At 35.2% G+C, this 20,805-nt stretch carries 12 protein-coding genes; 3 read left to right on the top strand and 9 right to left on the bottom strand.

Annotation, left to right across the window (positions count from 1 at the left end; all coding sequences use genetic code 11):
- Nucleotides 1-12 precede the first annotated feature (12 nt).
- Nucleotides 13-1,482 carry a hypothetical protein gene (locus BGO84_RS15660; protein WP_291030612.1) on the bottom strand — a complete coding sequence of 490 codons (1,470 nt, stop codon included), beginning with the start codon at nt 1,480-1,482 and terminating at the stop codon, nt 13-15.
- Nucleotides 1,483-1,709: 227 nt separating this feature from the next.
- Between BGO84_RS15660 and BGO84_RS15655 the strand changes: the two genes are divergently transcribed.
- Both BGO84_RS15655 and BGO84_RS15650 read left to right on the top strand, forming a co-directional pair.
- A complete protein-coding gene (locus tag BGO84_RS15655) occupies nt 1,710-5,768 on the top strand; it encodes a hybrid sensor histidine kinase/response regulator transcription factor (protein WP_291030610.1) in 4,059 nt (1,352 codons plus the stop codon).
- Between the two features lie 109 nt (nt 5,769-5,877).
- On the top strand, nt 5,878-8,373 hold the full coding sequence (locus BGO84_RS15650) for a sugar-binding domain-containing protein (protein WP_291030608.1): 2,496 nt from the start codon (nt 5,878-5,880) through the stop codon (nt 8,371-8,373).
- 534 nt (nt 8,374-8,907) lie between these two features.
- Here BGO84_RS15650 and BGO84_RS15645 read toward each other — a convergent pair.
- Nucleotides 8,908-9,600, bottom strand: coding sequence for a hypothetical protein (locus tag BGO84_RS15645; RefSeq protein ID WP_291030605.1), 693 nt, complete (start codon nt 9,598-9,600; stop codon nt 8,908-8,910).
- 263 nt (nt 9,601-9,863) lie between these two features.
- Between BGO84_RS15645 and BGO84_RS15640 the strand changes: the two genes are divergently transcribed.
- Nucleotides 9,864-10,802, top strand: coding sequence for a Fic family protein (locus tag BGO84_RS15640; RefSeq protein ID WP_291030603.1), 939 nt, complete (start codon nt 9,864-9,866; stop codon nt 10,800-10,802).
- Nucleotides 10,803-11,024: 222 nt separating this feature from the next.
- Here the strand turns inward: BGO84_RS15640 and BGO84_RS15635 are convergent, their stop codons facing one another.
- From BGO84_RS15635 to BGO84_RS15605, 7 genes are all read right to left on the bottom strand, one after another.
- Nucleotides 11,025-11,810 carry a hypothetical protein gene (locus BGO84_RS15635; RefSeq protein ID WP_291030601.1) on the bottom strand — a complete coding sequence of 262 codons (786 nt, stop codon included), beginning with the start codon at nt 11,808-11,810 and terminating at the stop codon, nt 11,025-11,027.
- Nucleotides 11,803-12,945, bottom strand: a complete 1,143-nt coding sequence (locus BGO84_RS15630) for a DUF3696 domain-containing protein (RefSeq protein WP_291030599.1) — start codon at nt 12,943-12,945, stop codon at nt 11,803-11,805. Before BGO84_RS15630 ends, BGO84_RS15635 begins: the two co-directional genes overlap by 8 nt.
- A gap of 8 nt (nt 12,946-12,953) precedes the next feature.
- Nucleotides 12,954-14,312 carry a DUF262 domain-containing protein gene (locus tag BGO84_RS15625; protein WP_291030597.1) on the bottom strand — a complete coding sequence of 453 codons (1,359 nt, stop codon included), beginning with the start codon at nt 14,310-14,312 and terminating at the stop codon, nt 12,954-12,956.
- A gap of 117 nt (nt 14,313-14,429) precedes the next feature.
- Entirely contained in the window at nt 14,430-15,671 is a 1,242-nt protein-coding gene (locus BGO84_RS15620) for a GIY-YIG nuclease family protein (RefSeq protein WP_291030595.1), read from the bottom strand.
- Nucleotides 15,668-15,934, bottom strand: a complete 267-nt coding sequence (locus tag BGO84_RS15615; RefSeq protein ID WP_291030593.1) for a hypothetical protein — start codon at nt 15,932-15,934, stop codon at nt 15,668-15,670. Before BGO84_RS15615 ends, BGO84_RS15620 begins: the two co-directional genes overlap by 4 nt.
- Nucleotides 15,931-17,907: a DEAD/DEAH box helicase gene (locus BGO84_RS15610; protein ID WP_291030591.1), complete on the bottom strand. Its 1,977-nt coding sequence runs from the start codon at nt 17,905-17,907 to the stop codon at nt 15,931-15,933. The genes BGO84_RS15615 and BGO84_RS15610 overlap by 4 nt, the downstream gene beginning before the upstream one ends.
- A 7-nt stretch (nt 17,908-17,914) precedes the next feature.
- On the bottom strand, nt 17,915-20,575 hold the full coding sequence (locus BGO84_RS15605; protein WP_291030589.1) for a DNA methyltransferase: 2,661 nt from the start codon (nt 20,573-20,575) through the stop codon (nt 17,915-17,917).
- Nucleotides 20,576-20,805: the final 230 nt, after the last annotated feature.

The raw sequence follows: 20,805 nt of genomic DNA, 5'->3' as shown, positions 1-20,805 counted from the left end.
CTCAAATTTATTCTACTCACGAACTAGTTTTCCTCTACCTAAGTGAGCATCAAAGTATAATTTGTAGCTACCAGTTTGCTTAACAAGCGGTTTAGCCCAATTATCAAGAGTTGTATTAGGCTTGGTCCAAGCGGGATTTTTATAATTACCGTAGTAACCAAATATTTCCGGCTCCTGAGAGTCATCTACACGCCAAGTACAATAATTCCACCAACCATCAGAATGCCAATTATGAATAACGAAATTCATATTTTCACCCGCGTCTAAGGTTAGAGCTTTATCTAAATAAAAAAGGTGAGGATTGGTCGCATCTTGTACAAACCGTGTTACTTCTTTTGGATTAGAAGTCATATAGCCAAAATAGAACTCCTGAAGCCAGCTACCTCCATCTCCCCAAGTATCCAGACTCACAGAACCAAATTTATGAGGAATAGGGTCAATTGCCTCAGCGATAGAATAAGTCTTAATATCATAAACCGCAGTTTTCACATTAAATGTAATTTCGTAATATACATTGGCTTGATTCAACACAATTGGTTTTGCAACATCTGGATCATCTGTCAATTTTGTATTATCTACGGGATCAATACCGAAACAGATTGGAGTGAAGTCACTTTTTTGAGGAAGGAAGAATATCTCTGTACCTGCCTTCCGACAATAGTAATTGGCTTTATATTGATAAGCTCCGGTACGTTCTATACGCATAGGCACGCCAAACACGTCACTGTTCAGCTCGTTTACCGTTGCAACATCCGCCAGATACATTTTAGGGAAATCAGGCATTTCAGAAACAGTTATCACACTAGTCTTGGATGTTTCCAAACCGGATTTGTCTATCGCACGCAATATCAAATTATATGTTGCAACAGTAGAAGGCAATGTTACAGGATCATTAAATACCAGAGTCTTATTTGAGTTTGTAAATTCTGTTATTTCTTTTGAATAATTGAGTTCAGGGATATTAATTACAACAAGACCCAATGCTTTATCGTCTTCTACAGTAAACTTAACATTCAGTCTGGTCTGGTTTTTAAGAAGAACAGTAATGGCTTCATCAGGAGAGACAGTGAATACAGGATTGGTAAAATCACCATCCATTGTTACCAATACAGTTTCATTTACTGTACGACCACCTAAGTCTGTAACTGTTACTTCCACCGAAAAGCTATCTCCTTCAAGACCTTTTATCGTTTTGTATTTATAGTCTAAATCGAAAGAATAAACAATACTATCTAAGGTAAGATCTATTGTTTTATCCAAATTGAAACTTGTGTTTTTCAGATTGATTGACCGAAGACCATCTTTATCTTCTACCTTAGCTTTAATTACAAATTCGCGCCCGGGTTCAGTCTTGATATTAGATGTACTGAGGACAATAGTAGGAGGTAATCCATCTACATCCGAATACTTATAATCATCACTACATGCGGTGAAGAAAAATAAAAGAACCATCAAAAAGCTTAAATACTTTCTTGTTTTCATGAAATTAGATTTTAGTTTATCATATATATATAACTCAGAAACACATAATTAAAATATACTTTACGGCAGATATGCTTCGAGTTAAATAACCAGAACAAATATATGTATTGCTTAACAACAGGCAGGGATATAAAACAATCATTAATAGGATTCAAATCAGTCAATAGCTAGTTTGAGGGTCTATATTCTCAAAATATAATTACTTTTGATATACTAATACAGATCCCATGAAAATAAAGCTTTTCTTTCTCTTTACCCTAATAGCTTTTATGCCAACTCAGGCTCAACAGTATAACATAAAACAGTTAGGCTTAGAACAGGGTCTTTCTAGTAATTATGTTGTAAGCGTCACTCAAGATAAAAGAGGTTTTTTATGGTTTGCCACCGAATCAGGGTTAAACAGATTTGATGGTAATAAGTTCAAGGTTTACAAAAAAAATGGGACTTCAGAATCAAACAATATTAGCGGAAATGAACTGAATAAAGTATATGCTGACAAATATGAAGATAAAATATGGATCGCAACCCAGCGGGAAGGATTAAATATGTTTGATTGCAAAACTGAAACATTCAAACACTACAAACACACAACGGAAAGTAAAACAGGCATTATAACGAACGACATAACTGACATTACCTCTTCTAAAGATGGCAATTTATGGCTTTCTACATACCATAGAGGGGTGGATTATTTTGATAAGAAAACCGAAACATTTACACATTACAATCGTACTACCATTCCGAATATGGTTAGTAACAATGTATGGTCTGTAATGGAGGACAATAAAGGATTTGTATATATAGGGCATGTGTCATCCGGTTTGAGTATTTTGTCTCTAAAGGATAAGAAAATAAAGAATTTCAGGCATGATGCCAACAATAAAGAAAGCTTGCCAGGAGATGAAGTAAAAACAATATATGTAGATAAGAATGACAATATATGGATAGGAACAAACAATGGTTTGGCTCTTTTCAACAGTGATAAAGAATCATTTACGACATTCAGACATAACCCTCAAAATAAACAATCGCTCATATCCAATTATATATATACAATAAATCAGGTAAGCGATGGTAAACTATGGGTTGGTACAGAAAAAGGAGGAATAAGTGTTCTGGATTTGAAACAGAATATGTTTCTTACCCCTCAAAGTATTCCTTTTGAGAATATCTCATACGATGATGGTTACAGGGGCCTTTCTAATCCTACAATACGCAGTATATACCAAGATTCTTTCAACAATATGTGGATTGGCACATATGGAGGTGGAATTAACTTTATCAGTCATCACCCCACAGACTTTAATACATGGATCTATTCCCCTATACCGGGATTAAAAAACACATTGAATAACCCTACAGCATGGGGCATATGTGTAGACAAATATGATCGCATCTGGGTGGGTACGGATGGTGGAGGCATCAATCTTTTTGCAAATGGAGAAAGGGTACAGATATTTGATAAAAAAACAAATAGAATTACTGATGACGCCATATTGGCGGCAATTAAAGATTCTGAAGATAATCTATGGTTTGGGACATTCAACGGTGGAGTAAACATTTATGATCAAAAAAGAAACTACATACAAAAATGCCTGATAGACGACAAGAGCAGAGATATAAGGTGTTTCTTTGAGGATAAGGAGAAAAATATGTGGATCGGGTGCAATAACGGTTTATACAAATATAATATTATAACAAAACAAGGCCAACTCTATTCTACCGACAATTCCGATTTATCGGATAATCTTGTTCGTGCTATATCAAAAGATGACAAAGACCAGATATGGATTGGTTTTTTCGGTGAGGGTCTTGCTGTCTTTGACAAGAATCTCAAAATCATAAAGACATTCAAAACAGATAAAGGGTTCCCTTCCAACACCGTAGACAATATATACAAAGATAACAGAGGGCAAATGTGGGTTGCCACTGGAGAAGGCTTAGTATGCTTTACCTCCCCCGGAAAAACTGATGAATATATTGTCCTCAATACACAGAATGGAATTACAAACAGCCACATCAGAGCTATAACAGAAGACAAGCAAGGAAATATATGGTTTAGCACCAATAGAGGCATAAACAGATTTATTCCATCTCTAAATAAAGTTTATAATTACAATCATTATAATGGAATCCCTTTGGGTGACTTTATGAGTGGGTCTGTCACAAAAGATTCTAAAGGTACAATCTATTTCGGGTCTCAAAATGGACTATGCTACTTCAATCCTGAATCAATCCCAACAACAATAGAGCTACCTGAGACTATTATCACCGGATTCAAAATTTATGGAAACCAAACAAATACATTTGAAAATGAGATCTATAAACCCATAACATCCATTATCGAATTAAAATACAACCAAAACACCTTTAATGTGTCATTCAATGTCCTTGATTATTCACTCAATCATTTAGTAGACTATGCATACATGTTAAAGGGGTTAGAAGATTTATGGTATAACACACAGGATGAAAATGCAATTACTTTCCGCAATGTTCCTCCCGGAACATACGAGTTGCAGATAAAATCGAGAGTAAAAAATCAGGAATGGTCAGACACTATAACATCATTAAAAATTATTGTAAATCCGCCGATATGGCTTACTTGGTGGGCAAAGACCCTGTATATACTGACTGTCTTAGGCGTTGTTTTTCTTATACTTCGCTTTTATAAACGAAAGCTGGATTTGGAAAATACTCTCACTTTAGAAAAGAAGAACCATATACAGGAACAAGAATTGAATAATGAGAGACTTCGGTTCTTTACGAATATAACTCACGAGCTACGCACTCCCTTAACGCTGATACTTGGCCCATTAGAAGATTTACAAGCAGATACAAATCTACATGAAAAACATGCGTCTAAAATATCGGTCATATACAGAAGCGCAACACGCTTATTGAACCTCATCAATCAGATATTGGAATTCAGAAAAACTGAGACACAGAACAAGAAACTTTGTGTATACAAAAGTGATATATCCCAATTAGTTCAAGAAATAGGATTAAGATACAGAGAACTCAACACCAACAAGCGCATTTCTGTTAATACTATAATAGATACTCAAAATATTAATCTATATTTTGACCCCGATGCAGTAATTACAATCCTAGAGAATCTATTATCCAATGCATTCAAATACACACAAAAAGGAAATATAACACTCACCCTAAGAGATGTAACTGAAAACAATATAAATTATACGGAAATAGAAGTAAGCGATACAGGAAAGGGTATTCCTACAGAATCAATATCCAAAATATTCGACAGATACTATCAGGCTGAAAGAGATCAACAACTATCAGGAACGGGTATCGGATTAGCTCTTGTACAAAATCTGGTATCAATACATCAAGGAAGCATATCAGTAGAGAGCAAGCCCGGAGAAGGCTCTATATTTCGTTTCAGAATACTATCTGACAATACTTATCCTGACGCGTTACATATCAATGCTACTAACAATGATATTATTGAAAACGGCATTGAAGCCAAAGACACTGAAAATTCGGACTCCAAACAAATCATACTCATTATAGAAGATAATGAAGATATCAGGGACTACATTTACAGCTCCTTATCGGAACAATACAAAGTATACACGGCTAATAATGGAAAACAAGGACTAAAAGCAGCTTATAAACACATTCCTGACATTATTATAAGTGATATTATGATGCCTGAAATGGATGGTTTTGAATTAAGCAAGATTTTAAAAGAAGATGTAAGAACCAGCCATATTCCTATTGTACTTCTTACAGCTAAAGATTCAATACAAGACCGTACCGAAGGTTATAACATCGGAGTCGAATCTTATATCACCAAACCTTTCAGTGCTACACTATTGCAAAGCCGTATTGTAAATTTACTGGAAGCCAGAAAGAAAATTGCCGAACTGATAAACAATAATACGATAAATAAAAACGTCATTATAACAGAGTCTTTAAGTAAAATAGATAACGAATTTATCGAAAAAGTAACCACGATTATCGAAGACAACTTGGATTCAGATAAAGTGGATGTGACTTTTATTGCAGACAAAATGAATATGAGCCATTCTACACTTTACCGAAAAATTAAAGCTCTTTCCGGCATATCTGCGAATGAATTTATAAGAAAAGTAAGAATACGCAACGCAGAACAATTACTTTTAACAGGTAAATATACAATATCTGAAATATCCTACATGGTAGGAATAAACAGTATCACGTATTTCAGGCAGTGTTTTAAAGAAGAGTTTGGTATGGTACCATCAGAATATATAAAGCAAATAATGAATAAGAAATGACTAAATGGTGAAATGACGAGTTTACTAATCAAACTTGCATGAAACAAGCCCCTCCATATTCTGACACATAGTCTATTTTTGTCATTAAATAAATGCAAATTATTATATCATGAAAATTACTGCGCTATTTCTGACTGCGATACTATCCATAACTTCCATTTCTATAATGGGACAGGTTTCTTTCGGTCAGTCCGAAAAAATTAATTCTTCTTGGAAGTTCTATCTATCGGATATCCCTGAAGCGAAAGCGAAAACTTATGACGACTCGAAGTGGAAGTCAGTAGAGATTCCACATGACTGGAGTGTAAAAGAACAACTAAGCCCAACTTTGGCCAGTGCAACAGGTTATCTACCCGGAGGCATAGGATGGTACAGAAAAACAATAAATATCCCAAAAGAAAAGCAAGACGAAAAAACATATATTTATTTCGAAGGTGTGTATAACTATAGTGAAGTGTTCATTAATGGGCATCTGTTAGGAAAGCGCCCGAATGGTTATATCTCTTTTATGTATGACATTACTCCGTATATCGAATATGGAAAAGATAATACAATAGCTGTTCGTGTAGATCATAGCCAATCGGCAGACTCCAGATGGTATACAGGCTCCGGTATCTACCGTGATGTATGGCTCATTTATGCAAATCCGATACATATAGCTCAATGGGGTGTATATGCATATCCCGAAATGGATAAGAGTACAGGAATACTAAATATCGAAGTAGAACTAGAAAACAACACAACAGACAAATCCAATTTGACTATAGTTAATGAACTTGTTAGCCCTGATAATAAAGTAATCGCAAAAAACACTCAGAAATTATCAGTTGCAGGAAATCAGAATGGAAAAATTACGACAAATCTGAAAGTAAAGAATCCCGCATTATGGAACCTAAGTAATCCGAATCTATATAGCCTCAAAACATCTGTAATTAAAGACGGAAAAGAAATAGATGCAACAATAACCAAGACTGGTTTCAGATCATTCACCTTCGATCCGAATAAAGGGTTTGCTTTGAATGGCAAATGGATGAAAGTAAAAGGTGTATGTATCCATCATGATGCTGGGGTATTAGGTTCTGCTGTGCCTCATGATGTATGGAAACGCAGACTGCTAACCCTAAAAGAGATTGGAGTGAATGCTATCCGCACCAGCCATAATCCACAAGCTCCGGACTTATACAGCTTATGCGATGAACTGGGATTATTAGTTCTCAACGAAGCGTACGATGAGTGGGAGTATCCTAAACGAAAATGGCTCGAAGGTTGGAATGTAGGTACTCCGGGATTTCAGGGCAACTATTCTTTCTTTGAAGAATGGGGAGAGAAAGACCTTGCCGATTTAGTTCGCCGAGACAGAAATCACCTCTCTATATTTGCATGGAGCATCGGAAATGAAGTAGACTATCCGAACGATCCATACTCTCACCCTATATTGGATGGAGGAAAAAACACAGGTTTTACTCAGGCTACATTTGGCGGATATAAAAAAGATGCACCCGATGCAATGCGTTTGGGAGATATAGCAAAACGTCTGGTTGGCGTTGTTAAGAAATACGACGAATCACGACCTACAACAGCAGGCTTAGCCGGTGTTGCCATGTCAAATGAAACAGCATATCCGGGAGCATTGGATATTGCGGGATATAATTATACCGAAAATAGATATGAGCTTGATCATAAGAAATATCCTAATCGTGTTATATTTGGCAGTGAAAACCGCCATGAGCTTGGTGCATGGAAAGCCGTGAAAGACAATGAACATATATTCGGTCAGTTTCTCTGGACAGGGATAGACTATCTGGGAGAATCGGGCAGATGGCCTTCCAGAGGGTTTTATTCGGGACTACTAGACTTCGGAGGCTTCATCAAGCCGAGAGGCTATTTCCGTCAATCGCTCTGGTCTGACAAGCCGATGGCTTATTTGGGAACCTATCCTACTCCTGGCAGAGGTAGCAAAAGCCAAGTAAAGGATGTTTGGTCACAACTGGATGCAGAAAACGAAGGGAGTAACTATGAAGAAAAAATACCATCTATGGATGCCTGGTCTATCTGGAATTACCAAGAAGGGCAGTCCATACGGGTAGTATGTTATACAAACACAGAAAAATCCCGATTGCTGCTAGACGGAAAAGAAGTAGGACAAGTAAAAGATTATAATGACAATACAGGGATTATCTTTTGGGATATTCCTTATCATGATGGAAAGCTTGAAGTGATAGGAATGGATAAAAACGGGAATGAAACAGCTCGCTATGCAATACAGTCTTCAAGACAACCATATGCATTGGATATACAAGCAGCAGATAAAGAAATCAGTAAAGATGGCTTGGCACAAATTGTAATACAAGTAGTGGATGAGAATGGTACACCTGTTATGCTGTCCGACAATGAAATAACTTGCCAAATACAAGGCCCGGCTAAATTACTAGGATTGGAAGCGAGCAACAATGAAGACATGTCTGACTATACAGATAACAGGCATCGCACTTATCATGGTCGCATACTGGCTTATATACAGCCTACAGGCAAACAAGGTGAAGTAAAAGTAAGATTCACATCTCCTTGGCTAAAACCGGCGGAAGCGATTATAAATATAAAATAAAGACTCTTTTCTATATCGTAAAAGCGGCGAGAATAAAATCTCGCCGCTTTTTTTAGACTTAAAACGATATTTTTGTGCATTATTGCAGGTTGCTAAAACCCGTTGGTAACAGCAGGTGTGGATAAATCCAATGAATCGCTGTAATTGTCCTTATTGGATAGTTTTCTTTCTAATTCTCTTACCAATCGACCTACAATAGTTCTGATTTTAAGCTGGCTGCACGAGCTTTCTCCTTTATTTTTGGTATGATTGCTAAAACGAACATCAACATAAAGCTTTTTTTAATGTTCGAGTGTACTATTTATTTGATTTTACTTTGATATTGTTTTACTAAGTTATTTGCCGATACAACAAATATAACTTGTATTATATCAGTACTTTAAATCTTTAACGGTACAAATCGATTTATAAGTTCTGTTTGCGTTCTATTCTGTATCAGAAAGTTACGTGTTTTTCACCAATATGCCAAATTTTTATTCATTAGACGAAATGTTATATGGGAAGTTTTGAATATATTGCCGAGTATTATCATATTTAGAATGGATTAGGTAAATCCAAACCAATGCGACTTTCGATTAAAGTAATATTTTTTGTCCTCTCCGCTATATCAAATAGAAAATCAATAGTATCTGAGAACAATAGTTTGAAAAAATCATAACCTGCAGAATTGTGAGATTGATTTTGTATAAATGAATAGTCCTTCCCCTTGTAAGTGATCGTTTCTGTACTTTGTGTGTGTATCCCATTGTTATGGATCGTATTCCTAATTCTTCCCAAAATATAATTTGCTTTATACCAATCAGAATCTTCATTAATTCCTAAATCATTACAAAGATCTTTAAGTAATTTAGTGAAAGAATTGGAGCATTTCACGCCTTTTGCATTACATATATCCCTATAATATGCTTCTAATACGCTCTGATAAAAAATAAATAATGAGTGCCTATTTCTTTTCAAATAATCTGATTGAATTCTTATAGTATCTTGGTAGGATGTACCTGCTAGTTTAGTTATATAGTCTGGCTTAGCTAAATGATTTGCAAAAAGCACAAAATTTATATCATGATATATGACGATCCGATCTATTTGTTCATAAATCGTTATCCTACAGTCTTTTTGAATATCAAAATTAAATTCGTCCTTCACTTTAAAACGAATCTCAATTGCCTTTTTTCGCAATATCTCTAAATCATTAAGTATTGGACTTATTATATTTTCAATATCCATATTCATTGTCTTTCATTTGTATTATTCTGTTTACTCGTAAATAAAACAAAAACAATACCAGCTTTTATGACTGACAGAATGCCCTTATAAATATTAATAAATGTCAAATAGTAAGAATGTGATTAGAGTTTATTTTAAAGCTTATTGTATATAATGTCTATTTATTGCTAAACATCTAGATTTTAATTTTTATTGGGTAGTGCGCCCAATAAAAACTACCCAATTAACTACCCTAAATTGAAATTGTTTTCTAACTTTGTTGAATGTCATATACACCACCATATAGGATAACACCAAAGATTGTCGACCTCGTTTCAAGGATAAGTGAGGCGGTGGGTAGTTTTTATACTCAAGAGGAATTAAGACTACATCGAATTAACCGCATAAAAACAATTCAAGGATCTTTAGCTATTGAGGGAAATACTTTGACTATAGATCAAATTACAGCTATTCTGGATGGTAAACCTGTCATAGCCCCGATTAATGAGGTGCAAGAGATTCGCAATGCTATTAAAGCTTATGAATTGCTTGAAATGCTAAATCCAAACAATATCGAAGATCTGCTTAAGGCACATCTTACAATGGAAACAGGGTTGATTGACGATGCAGGGCATTTCAGATTAGGAGGTGTTGGGGTGGCTTCGGGTGAAGAGATTATTCATTATGCACCGCCAGCAGAACGTGTGCCTCAATTAATGAAAGATCTTTTCGAGTGGCTGAATGACACAGAAGAACATCCTCTGATAAAGAGTTGTATTTTTCATTATGAGTTTGAATTCATACACCCATTCTCAGATGGTAACGGACGAACTGGTAGACTATGGCAAACGCTTATTCTTGCTAATTGGCGACCAGTATTCAAAAATTTACCCATTGAGAATATCGTTTATAAATATAGAAAAGAGTACTATAAAGCTATTGCTGTTAGTGGCGGTGAAGATGGCTGTACACCATTCATAGAGTTTATTTTGGGGGTGATCGACGAAACATTGGCACTTGAAAGTAATACTCCACGCTCTACACGTGACAAAATCATAGAACAGTTACGCTACAATCCTAAGATTACACGCAGCGAACTTGCTTCTATATTAGGTATAACTTCCGATGGGGTTAAATATCATCTTCAAAAAATGACAGCAAATGGTATTATTATCCGTCACGGTTCGGCTAGAAGTGGATATTGGGAGGTTGCGAAGTACTGAAATTAATACAGGTACCCTGAAGGGGCTGTCGTTCATGACTTAAGAGATATTCTGAAGATGGTGTTATATTTAAAAATGAGGATGAGAGAATGATTTTTGTATCGTTAATTGCTAATTTTTAATAAGCTAGAAATATTATGAAATTCTAATCTATTACAAATGATTAGAGGAATGCAAATAGATTCGACATAAATCATCTCTAGGACTTGGGTAAACTAAATTTTAGCCTGTAACCGTTTTCAAATGAGGTCCAATATATCCAATATACACTTTCTTTGTTCGATCATCTGCATAAAAATGAAACCTCAAAGCTCCAGTTTTTATATGTAATTCAAATATCTCTTTTTTTCCACTAGGTAACTTAAAACGTCTTTCATTACTATACTTAGCCATTGTTTGGTCTGTCTCTGGAGATATCCTAAGTGGATAATTTTTATTCACTTCCTTATAGCTAAAATCACCTTTTTCCCACTTAGCTATTGCATAATCAAAAATTTTAAGCCTACTTATAATCTGTCTTAATATTGGAGAATTACCGATGTCTTCCAATTGCTTTTCAACTTCACCACATAAAATTAAATGAGGAAATAGCCTGTCTCTATTATTCCATATTTCTCTAAATGAAAGAGCAGCCAAAGCTGCGGATTTAAAATTAAAGAAAGCTTCTACATTTTTAATTTGTATTGATTCTCTAATTTCTATATTCGTAAAATCAATTCCAAGAAAAGCATTCGATTCATTAGGAAAGGATTTATTCAAGAGACCTTCATTCATTAGGTAATCTCCAGTTATTGGAGATATCTGTTCTAAAAAAAGTGAAATAACTTGCTCTTCTTGTCCAAAGTTAGAGTATAAAGTTTCAATGATCCCTAAATTCCACAAGCTATCATGTTTCCAAAATGCGTCATCATTTTCTTTTTCGATAGCATTCAATTCTAACATACCTTCTTTGAATGTACTAAAATTCCCCAAATTAATAGCTTCATTCAGTAGATAGAAATTATTCATTTTTTCTCAATTTAAAGAGTTCCGCAAAATCCATTTGAGTTTGATCAAAAAAACCTCTAGGCCAAGATGATAAATCTCCTTTCTCTCTGATTGAAATTGTGTCTAATTTAGGTTGGTCTAAATCTTTTGAATGGCTGAAATAATTAATGGTAACTAATGATGATGGAATTTCTTTTTTTGCACATGCTATTTGGATTCCATTTAAAACATGATCACTATGAGTTTCAACAATTACATTTACTCCAGATTTAGCGACCATTGATAAGAAACGGCCTATTTTAGATTGTGCAGAGGGGTGTAGATGAGCTTCTGGATTTTCAACAATCATTATACTACCTTTTTGAGCAATCAGTCCTGTAACAATAATTGGTAATACATAGCTAATTCCAAATCCAATATTCGGAGCTAGAACTGTTCCGCCTGATGAAAAATGGTTATCCATGACAATTTGTGCAGACATCGTTGACTTGTCATATTTGGAAGAAACCGACACGCTTGACATTAATTCATTTAGCCATGCATTTACTTGTTGTTCAAGCCTTGGTGTTTGTATTTCGGGGTATTTTCGAGAATCATCAATTTTGAATGAATAACTAAAATCGGTATCTCCAAGTAGCTGAGCTACAAATTCACCCTGATATCCAGTATTAGGGAAATCAAAATATTTGATTTCTTGTTTTATGCGAGGTCCTAATCTTTCTGCATTAAGATAATAAAATTCATGCTTAAAAAGTGATAATGGACGCTTGCTTCCCGATGTTGCAAGAGGACGTATAAATAATGCATTCTCTGAGGCATCATATTTTACACCAAAAGATGATGGTGCTTCTGAAAAGTTGAACTCAATTATAGAACTATTTGAATTATTAGGAATTGCATATTCACTATTACCTAGAGCTAAATTATATTTACCATTTAATTCTATAGAAACTAAGTTTTTTTCATCTGTTTTTTCGTATTCAGATTTCTGTGTATTTAGTTTCGAACAACGCTCAATAGTACTACGCAAAAGCAATAGAGCTTGAATAGATGAACTCTTGCCATTTCCATTCGCTCCTGCCAAAACAGTTAATCCATTAACTGGTAATTTGAAGTCACGAAAGCACTTAAAATTCTTTATTTCAAGATATTTCATAATAATGATTATTTGAGATAATCCTGTATTATCATACTAACTTTCATAAATGCATACCTAATATTTGCCTTACCATTGGTTCCAGAGGATAAATAATATAAAAATTGTTGATCTTCTGTTATTTCTCTGGCTAATGGTTCCAAAAGTGCTTGTTCATTATTACGCTCTTCTATCAAAACAGGATCAAAATTAGATAATAATACTGACCAACTCACAAACAAAGCCTTATTAATTAGCTGCTTATATGCTCCTGGTTGAATATCTTTAAGTTGTGTTTTACGAAAAGCGAAACGTTTCCCCAATAGATATCGAGCATTCTTCATTGCATTTGAGAATAGCTGAATATAATTTTCCAACTCATTTTCATCCTTTTTTACTAAACGTTCTGTGAGATCATCCATTAACTGCTCTATATAGCCTGTATAATTATCTAAAGTAATATCTTGGTGAATGAGTTCGTGAAATAAAATAAAACGCAATGCTACTTCTTGATCATCCATTCGTGTAGGTTTAATACTCCAATCTGTAGCTTCTTTAAATTCGGGCAAATTGACCATCTTTTTCAATGTTTCTCTCAGCCCTGTCCCTGCTAAACAGTTTCTTATTTCTTGATTGTTTAATGGCTTTCCTCCTGTATTGATCCGCCTGAATATATCATATTTTACTTTAGTTGGTGATGATGGATCTATCACATTACTCGATATTTGAGTCTGATTGAACCATCTAAAATATTTTGCTTCTAATCCTTTTTTCCCTAAATCCTCTTTGTAATAGCAACCTTCACAACTTTCATTTAGATATTCTAAACCAAAAAGAGGAAATTTATTATCCATAAACTCATTAATAGTAGTGAGTCGTTGCAAACCATCAATTACAACTAATCGTCCTTCATCATCTTCTGAAAAATAAAACATTGGCAGCGGAATACGTAATAAAATAGATTCTATCAATCTCGATTTTTGAGCACTATTCCATACAAAATTGCGTTGAAAATCGGGATTCAGGTCTATGTCCTTATCATCTATCATTTCCTTTATTAGCTTTATACTAAACTGTTTTGAAGAAACTTTTATTTTATCAGGGTCATAAGGATCTATAAGTGCTTCAATAACAGTTTCTGTATTTTCTGTGCCAGACTGTTCCGATTCTATTACACTTAATAGCAATTGATCTAATTTTGCACTCAAATCATCCTGAGACTCTGTTATATCTTCAGACTTTTCTAATACAATAAAATTACTACCATTTAATTGTAATTTCGCCCACGGCTTATTCTCCTGATCGATTAATATATAAGTTGAATCTGTATCTTTTACAGGGGTTAGAAGAATAAACTTTTCACCTGTGATTTTCAATTCTATAATCATATAATTATTATATTTTTTGCTAATATACTAAACTATTTTTATTCCGTTAATTGCATTTCACCATATTCATCAAACCTCTCAATCTTAATCATCATTTCGATAAAGGTAATTATCATTCTAATTTGTTATAGTTGCTTCTAATATCTTTCCTAAATGAAATTCTATCTGTCGAGAATCGTCATTATAAGTCGTGTTTACAACTTCAACTAAAGCTGAATCCCTGTCTTTTTTATAGCCAACACAAAAACGTATAGCATCAAACTTTTTCAAATAACGTTTATTATCAGAAGGATCAACCCATGTGTACGTTTTCAGCTTATTCTGCTTTAACTCTCTATATTCGATATTTTTTTCATTTTGAAGTATCTGGTTAAAATACAGCTGTTTTATGTTCAAAGTAAGAATAGCCCAGCCTGTTGTATCAACTGCTTCGCTCGAATATTTAGAGCTTTCGGATTGACTTTCTTCCAATACTTGTAAATTCTGATTGTATTGATAATTGATAATGCTGCCATCTATTAGCTTCTTCATCACAGACTCAATTATACTAAATGGGACTATAAACCATTCTCGTGGAGTATAAATATTGCCTTTCCCATCATTCACCTTCATATGAAACAAAACAGAATTGAAAAACTTATGAATAATATTTTCAAAGCCGTGGGTATTCATATTATAGGTTTTCCAAGATGCAACAATCTCTACTTTATCCATCAGATAAGTAGCTTCATGCTCTGCATTCTTTATTCTTTCTTCTACTGGAACTGTAGAAAAACCTATTTTGTAGAGATCTTTTTGATTTGCAATAGTCGCATCCTTAGACAACGAGCGAAGAATATATATCCAGCCATCATGAACATCTTCTTTTTTTACGATAAAACTATCTTCTAGAGCTGTCTCATTTGTTTCTGTTGATTCTTGGATTGTATACCCATCTATAAGCAATGCTTTACCTAACGATCGAAGATACATACTTGATTCAGTTCCATTCTCGAAAATCACTCGAGTTCTTGCATCAAGTTTGTGATGTTTATCGACCTTGGTCTCATGTATTTTTTCTAATAAGGCTAATACTCCACCTACAACAAAGAAAGTGCCTTCCTTAAAGTGTGCTTCTGCAAACTTGATTAAAGACCTTTTTCCTTCTTTCAGATCCTTATGTACTTTCTTGAAACGAGAATCGAACAAATCAAAGTCTTTACATATTTCTCGTCTGGCTACATAATCAGTTTCTTCCCTTTCATTCTTCGAATCTAAATGCTTGGGGACATCAAACAAAGAAAGTTGTTCTTCGTTTACATCTAAAATAGGATTATCAAATAACGATTCCAATTCCTTATCAATATCATCTATACTCATGCCAACAAGTTATGTTTATCTATAGCCATAAGAGATTTACTTTTCACTCTATCTTCTCTTATACTTTTCAATGTTCGAGCCAAAAGCTTCTCATTCAGATTACCTTCATTCGATGGTTCAAATCCAAATTCATCAACAAATATATTAATCTGATTAAAAGAATCAACTAGTCTGTCATCAGCAGTAACTCTTAGCGCCGGAGGCCTTACTTCAGCAAATATTGGTAGATTAAATAATTGTTCCAATTCTTCATCCCAAGTCATGACTCACCTCCTTTCTTCTCAGATTCTAATTTAAGCATATGTCTTATTTTAGCATTTCTCACAAAAGTAATAGCTTCAGCTAAACGGCGCACATTAGGGTTCGGATCTGATAACTCGGGCTGCTTACCATGAACTTTAATGTATTCTGGTATCTCGTGGCGAAACAATACTACAGCTTCTTCTTTGGTTATTGTCATGCGTTGCTCTGCAATAGTATCTTGTATAATCTTCAATACAGGAGCTGTAACACTTTTAGACATAATTTCGTAAGCTCTTTGAAATGGGTTGATAGTATCAATCAGACGAATAGACAGTTGATCAATATTTATAAAGCGTCCCGAAATACTAAGAAAACGATTGCCATCACTCCCTTGGACTAGTTCTGCGCCCTTTGTTACAGTATCTAACACTACATGTTGGCGAACCTCCTCTATTTCTTCATCCGAACATTCCGGATATTTTTCTTTAATTATTTTAGGAATTAAGACATTATTAATCACTTCCGGAGGTGTATTTCCACCCATTGCTCTGACAATCATATCATCTTGCAATATGGTGGCTTTCAGATCATCCAAATCGCTTGCTACAATATGTTTTGTTTTGGCCGATGACAATGGTTTCAAGCCTTCAACAACTAGCGTACGATCTCCCTCTCCGCCTTCGGCTTGGTCATCATCTCGTTTTGTTCTGAAATTCCAAACCGGAGCCATCACTTGCTCCATTAGTAAAGAGGCTGTAATCGCTTTCAAAAAATCGTTAACTGCAACTTCTACTTTTCCTTGTACTGCCTCGGGTGCTGCTATTAAATTGGTAAACTGAGCATGCTCTTTACCTTCGCAGTCACGTGTACAACGACCGATTATTTGAATAACCTCGGTCAACGAACCTCGAACACCAATAGTCAAACAATGTTCGCACCATTGCCAGTCAAAACCTTCTTTTGCTGTCCCTAAAGCTATTATTATATCTACAGCATCTTTCGAGTTCATCCGTTGAAGAAAGCCTTGTGCCTTGTTCCGATGGTCAGCGTTATCCTCGACTAAATCTATAACTTTAATCAGCTTTCCATCAGTTCTACGTTTCAGTGTATACACACAGTTGTCGTAGTCAGTATCTACTTTTTCTCCAATAATATTCATTATTTGCTCTACCTCGTGATATTTGTCGCCCATAGATGCACGACTATTTACCGAAGGAATATGAATAATTGTTTTCTTATCAGTATTGAGAATGTTAGTAGAGCGCAATGCCGAAAGATATTCACCTTGATAAAAGTGATATCCGATGCCTAGGCTTTTTAGATATTTGTAGCCATTCAACTGTTCGTAGTAATTATATGTTACCCGATGAAATTGATCTTCATCTTCGGGTCTAAGCACGGGGAGCCCATCACCTCGAAAATACGAACCGGTCATAGCTATCAGGTGAGCATTGGTGTTGTTCATCAATCGGCGAACAATATCACCAAGTCCACTACTTTCGTCAGCTGAAGCATGATGAAACTCGTCAATAGCCAATAAAGAATCAGCAAAGACATCGTCTTGTAGTTCTTTCATTGCATTGCGTAGCGTGGCGTGTGTACAAAGCAAAATCGGTGTTTTGGTTTGTGTGAAAAATTCTTTGAATCGCCCTGATTTGTCCCTCTCGTTATCCACATCGCACAAATTGAAGTAAAGAGTTACACGCCAATCGGCAAAGAATCCGTACTTCATCAAATCTGTATTATTGAACGAACGGCCAATTGTTTTTTCAGGAACAGCCACTACTATTCTCTTCACTCCTTGGTTTTGTAATTTATCTAATGCCAAAAACATCAAAGCACGAGATTTGCCCGATGCCGGTGGTGCCTTAATTAGCAAATATTGTTCGGTACGCACATCAAAAACTTTGGCTTGCATTTCTCGCATACCCAAAGAGTTTGTGTTTGAGCTTTTTCCCGATTGCGAATATTTAAGGTTTACTATATTTTCCATAGTTGTATTATTTCTTCTTTGTCATTTTTTCGTATAACTTGAATAGATGCTCCAATCGTTCTTCATCGTTTGCAAATGCTTCCTTACAATAACAGCTTTCTACTATTGTATCCAGTTCTTGATGTGCATCTCGCAAATTTTGAGGCATCTTGTCGGGATCGTACAGTTCTGCCAAAGTTTTTTCGGGATATTCGGCACGTACTAATAACACTTCTTCGGCTGCTGCCTCTATTGCTTTTTTCTGATCTTCTGTTATTTTAGGGAAAGGGAAAGTGTTGTAACAGAGGGTTGATGAATAATTGTAATCCATTTTTAAGCGACCAACAACTGCTTTCATCCAGACCATATGAATATTTGAAGATATAAGTCCAAGTATTAATAAATCTGCATCATATATTACAAAGGCTCGATCTGTTATTATATACTCTTTAGGTAGATAACCTATAGGATAGTACTTTCTTCGTTCAGAGGAGACTCTAGGAATAATGATGGCTTCAGTATCTTTGTGGCGGACTTCCCCAAAACGCCAAGGTTGATTGGCCAATTTTCTTGTTGCCTCTCTTGTACTATTTAGTCTAACTTGCTCACATTGTTTTATTCGATGAAGTATTTCTGGTATTGAATGGGCTAATTCGACATCATTCTCCGTAATCCATAAACAATATCGTTCCTCTCCCCTTATGAACTCTTGAGAGCCAACAACTCTTCTAATAAATTTACTAGAAGATGGGTACTCTGATTTGAGCTTTTCGACTTCTTCTTTAGTCAAAAAAAATGCACCATCATCATTAGCCATGTTTCCAAAGACCATTTCAGGAACATCAAAAAAAGATTTTGATCTACTTTTCACTATAATATTACTGCCATTTACGAGATATGGCGAAATGTTCGAAGCTATATTAGTATTACTACCTGTGTAAATTATTTTAGAACCTTTCTCTTGTTGGTTCTGTAACCCAACAATTATAAAAAAGACAGCAGCATTCGCTTTAGCATTATTTGACCATTGAACAGATGTATGAGCAAATCCTATTTCGATCCCCATGTTCAATATTGGAGTCCAAAGCAAATTTACTTGTTCACCTTGGCAGATAGAATTTGTACTCACAAAAGCACATTTCCCTTTATTACTGAGTATATATTTTGCTCCCAAATAGAACCAACATGCAACATAGTCCAGATTTTTATAGTTTCGAACATTGCCCATCGCTACTCCCATATCTTGTTTTTGAAGTTCGTCTTGTAGTCGAGCTCCCAAATATGGCGGATTTCCCATAATAAATACTTCATCGTCTTTGGTATGCGGACATACATCCTCCCAATTGATACGGCAGGCATTGGCACACACTACATTCCCCGAAGCTTTCAGGGGCAGGGCTTGTATTTTTACATCAAATTCTTTGCTAAATTGTTTATTCATCTGATGTTCGGCCAACCAAAGAGATAAGATAGCCGTTTCGGCACAGTAGTCATCCAACTCTATTCCATAGAATTGCTGAATTTGAACATTTACGAATGGAATTGTCGCTTGTTTAGTCAATTCTCGTATTCGTTGCCATATCTGGATTTCGAGTTTTCGTAGTTCTTTATATGCTATAATCAAAAAGTTACCACTACCACAAGCAGGGTCGAAGAATTTCATTTTAGAGATACGTATCAATAGTGTATCGAGTTTCTTTCTATCATTTTTGGCATCATCGAAGGCACTATATAAATCGTTCAAGAATAGTGGACCAATCAGCTTCATTATATTAGGAACGCTTGTGTAGTGCATTCCTAATCCGGCACGCATATCGGGACTAACCACGGCTTGTATCATCGACCCAAATATGTCAGGGTTGATTTCCGACCAATTGAGTTCGCCACAATCAAGTATTATCCTTCGAGCTTTGTAGCCTAAATGCGGCACCTTAATTCGCTTTTTGAATAAGCCTCCATTTACATACGGAAATTGTTTGATAGCAGAAGATACCCCTACACGTATACTCTCGTCCATTATATTAAAGCTTGCATCAAGATACTCAGAGAGATCACTACCATCATCTTTCGTAAATCGTTTGATAGAAGCCGTAAACAAGTTTTCCTCAAATATTCCGGTATCTTCGGCAAAGAAGCAAAATAATAGACGACTCATGAATATATTCAGATCATGCACATTGTCTTGAGACGATATTTCATTGTAAAGTCTAATCTCGTCATACAGCTTGGCCATCTTCTCGGCAGCCTTTATATCTGCGATATTTTCAGAAACGGCTCTAAATTTTTCGACTCCGGCTAAGGGATAAAAAAACTGAAAATCAAGCCATATTTTTCCTATCTTATTATCGTAGCTTTCATTTTCTTTGGGATCGTATGCCAAAATACTTTCACCATCACTAACGGCCAGTATACGAGGCGTTGCTTTTTTTATTCTTTCATCAACCTTCATCTGCTCGAGAATGCTGAGAAGTTGTTCTGTAGATGCTGTCTTATACGCTAGTTTTTTCTTTACAAGAATACTACCATCCTTCGCCAAATTCATTTTGCCAGAACGAATTCGTTCAGTACTTGTAGGAGTCATTCCAAAAGCCTGTAATAGTATATAGGGAAGCTCTTCCGCTGAAGTCTTTTTTTCTTTAAGTTCTTTTTTTAGCGTCTCTTCTATTTCACGATACGATAGTGATGCCATATTTATGGAGTAAATTAGTCTTTTTGTATTAAGTTTTAAAAATACTAATATAATCTCATTCACAATCCTCTTTATATTCTTTTTTTTAACTGTTATACACCTCTCATACAACAAGAATAAAAAAATGCAAGACTTTTCCTGAAAATACTCTTTTGAAAAAAGGAAGATTTTCAGGAAAACCGTCAGGCTGTGGTCTTGCAGATTTATTCTTGGTATATATCTTTGTATAG

The organism is Dysgonomonas sp. 37-18 (assembly GCF_001899125.1).
GTDB lineage: Bacteria > Bacteroidota > Bacteroidia > Bacteroidales > Dysgonomonadaceae > Dysgonomonas.
Note: the sequence above shows the minus strand (reverse complement) of the source record. Positions and strands in the feature narration are given on the sequence as shown.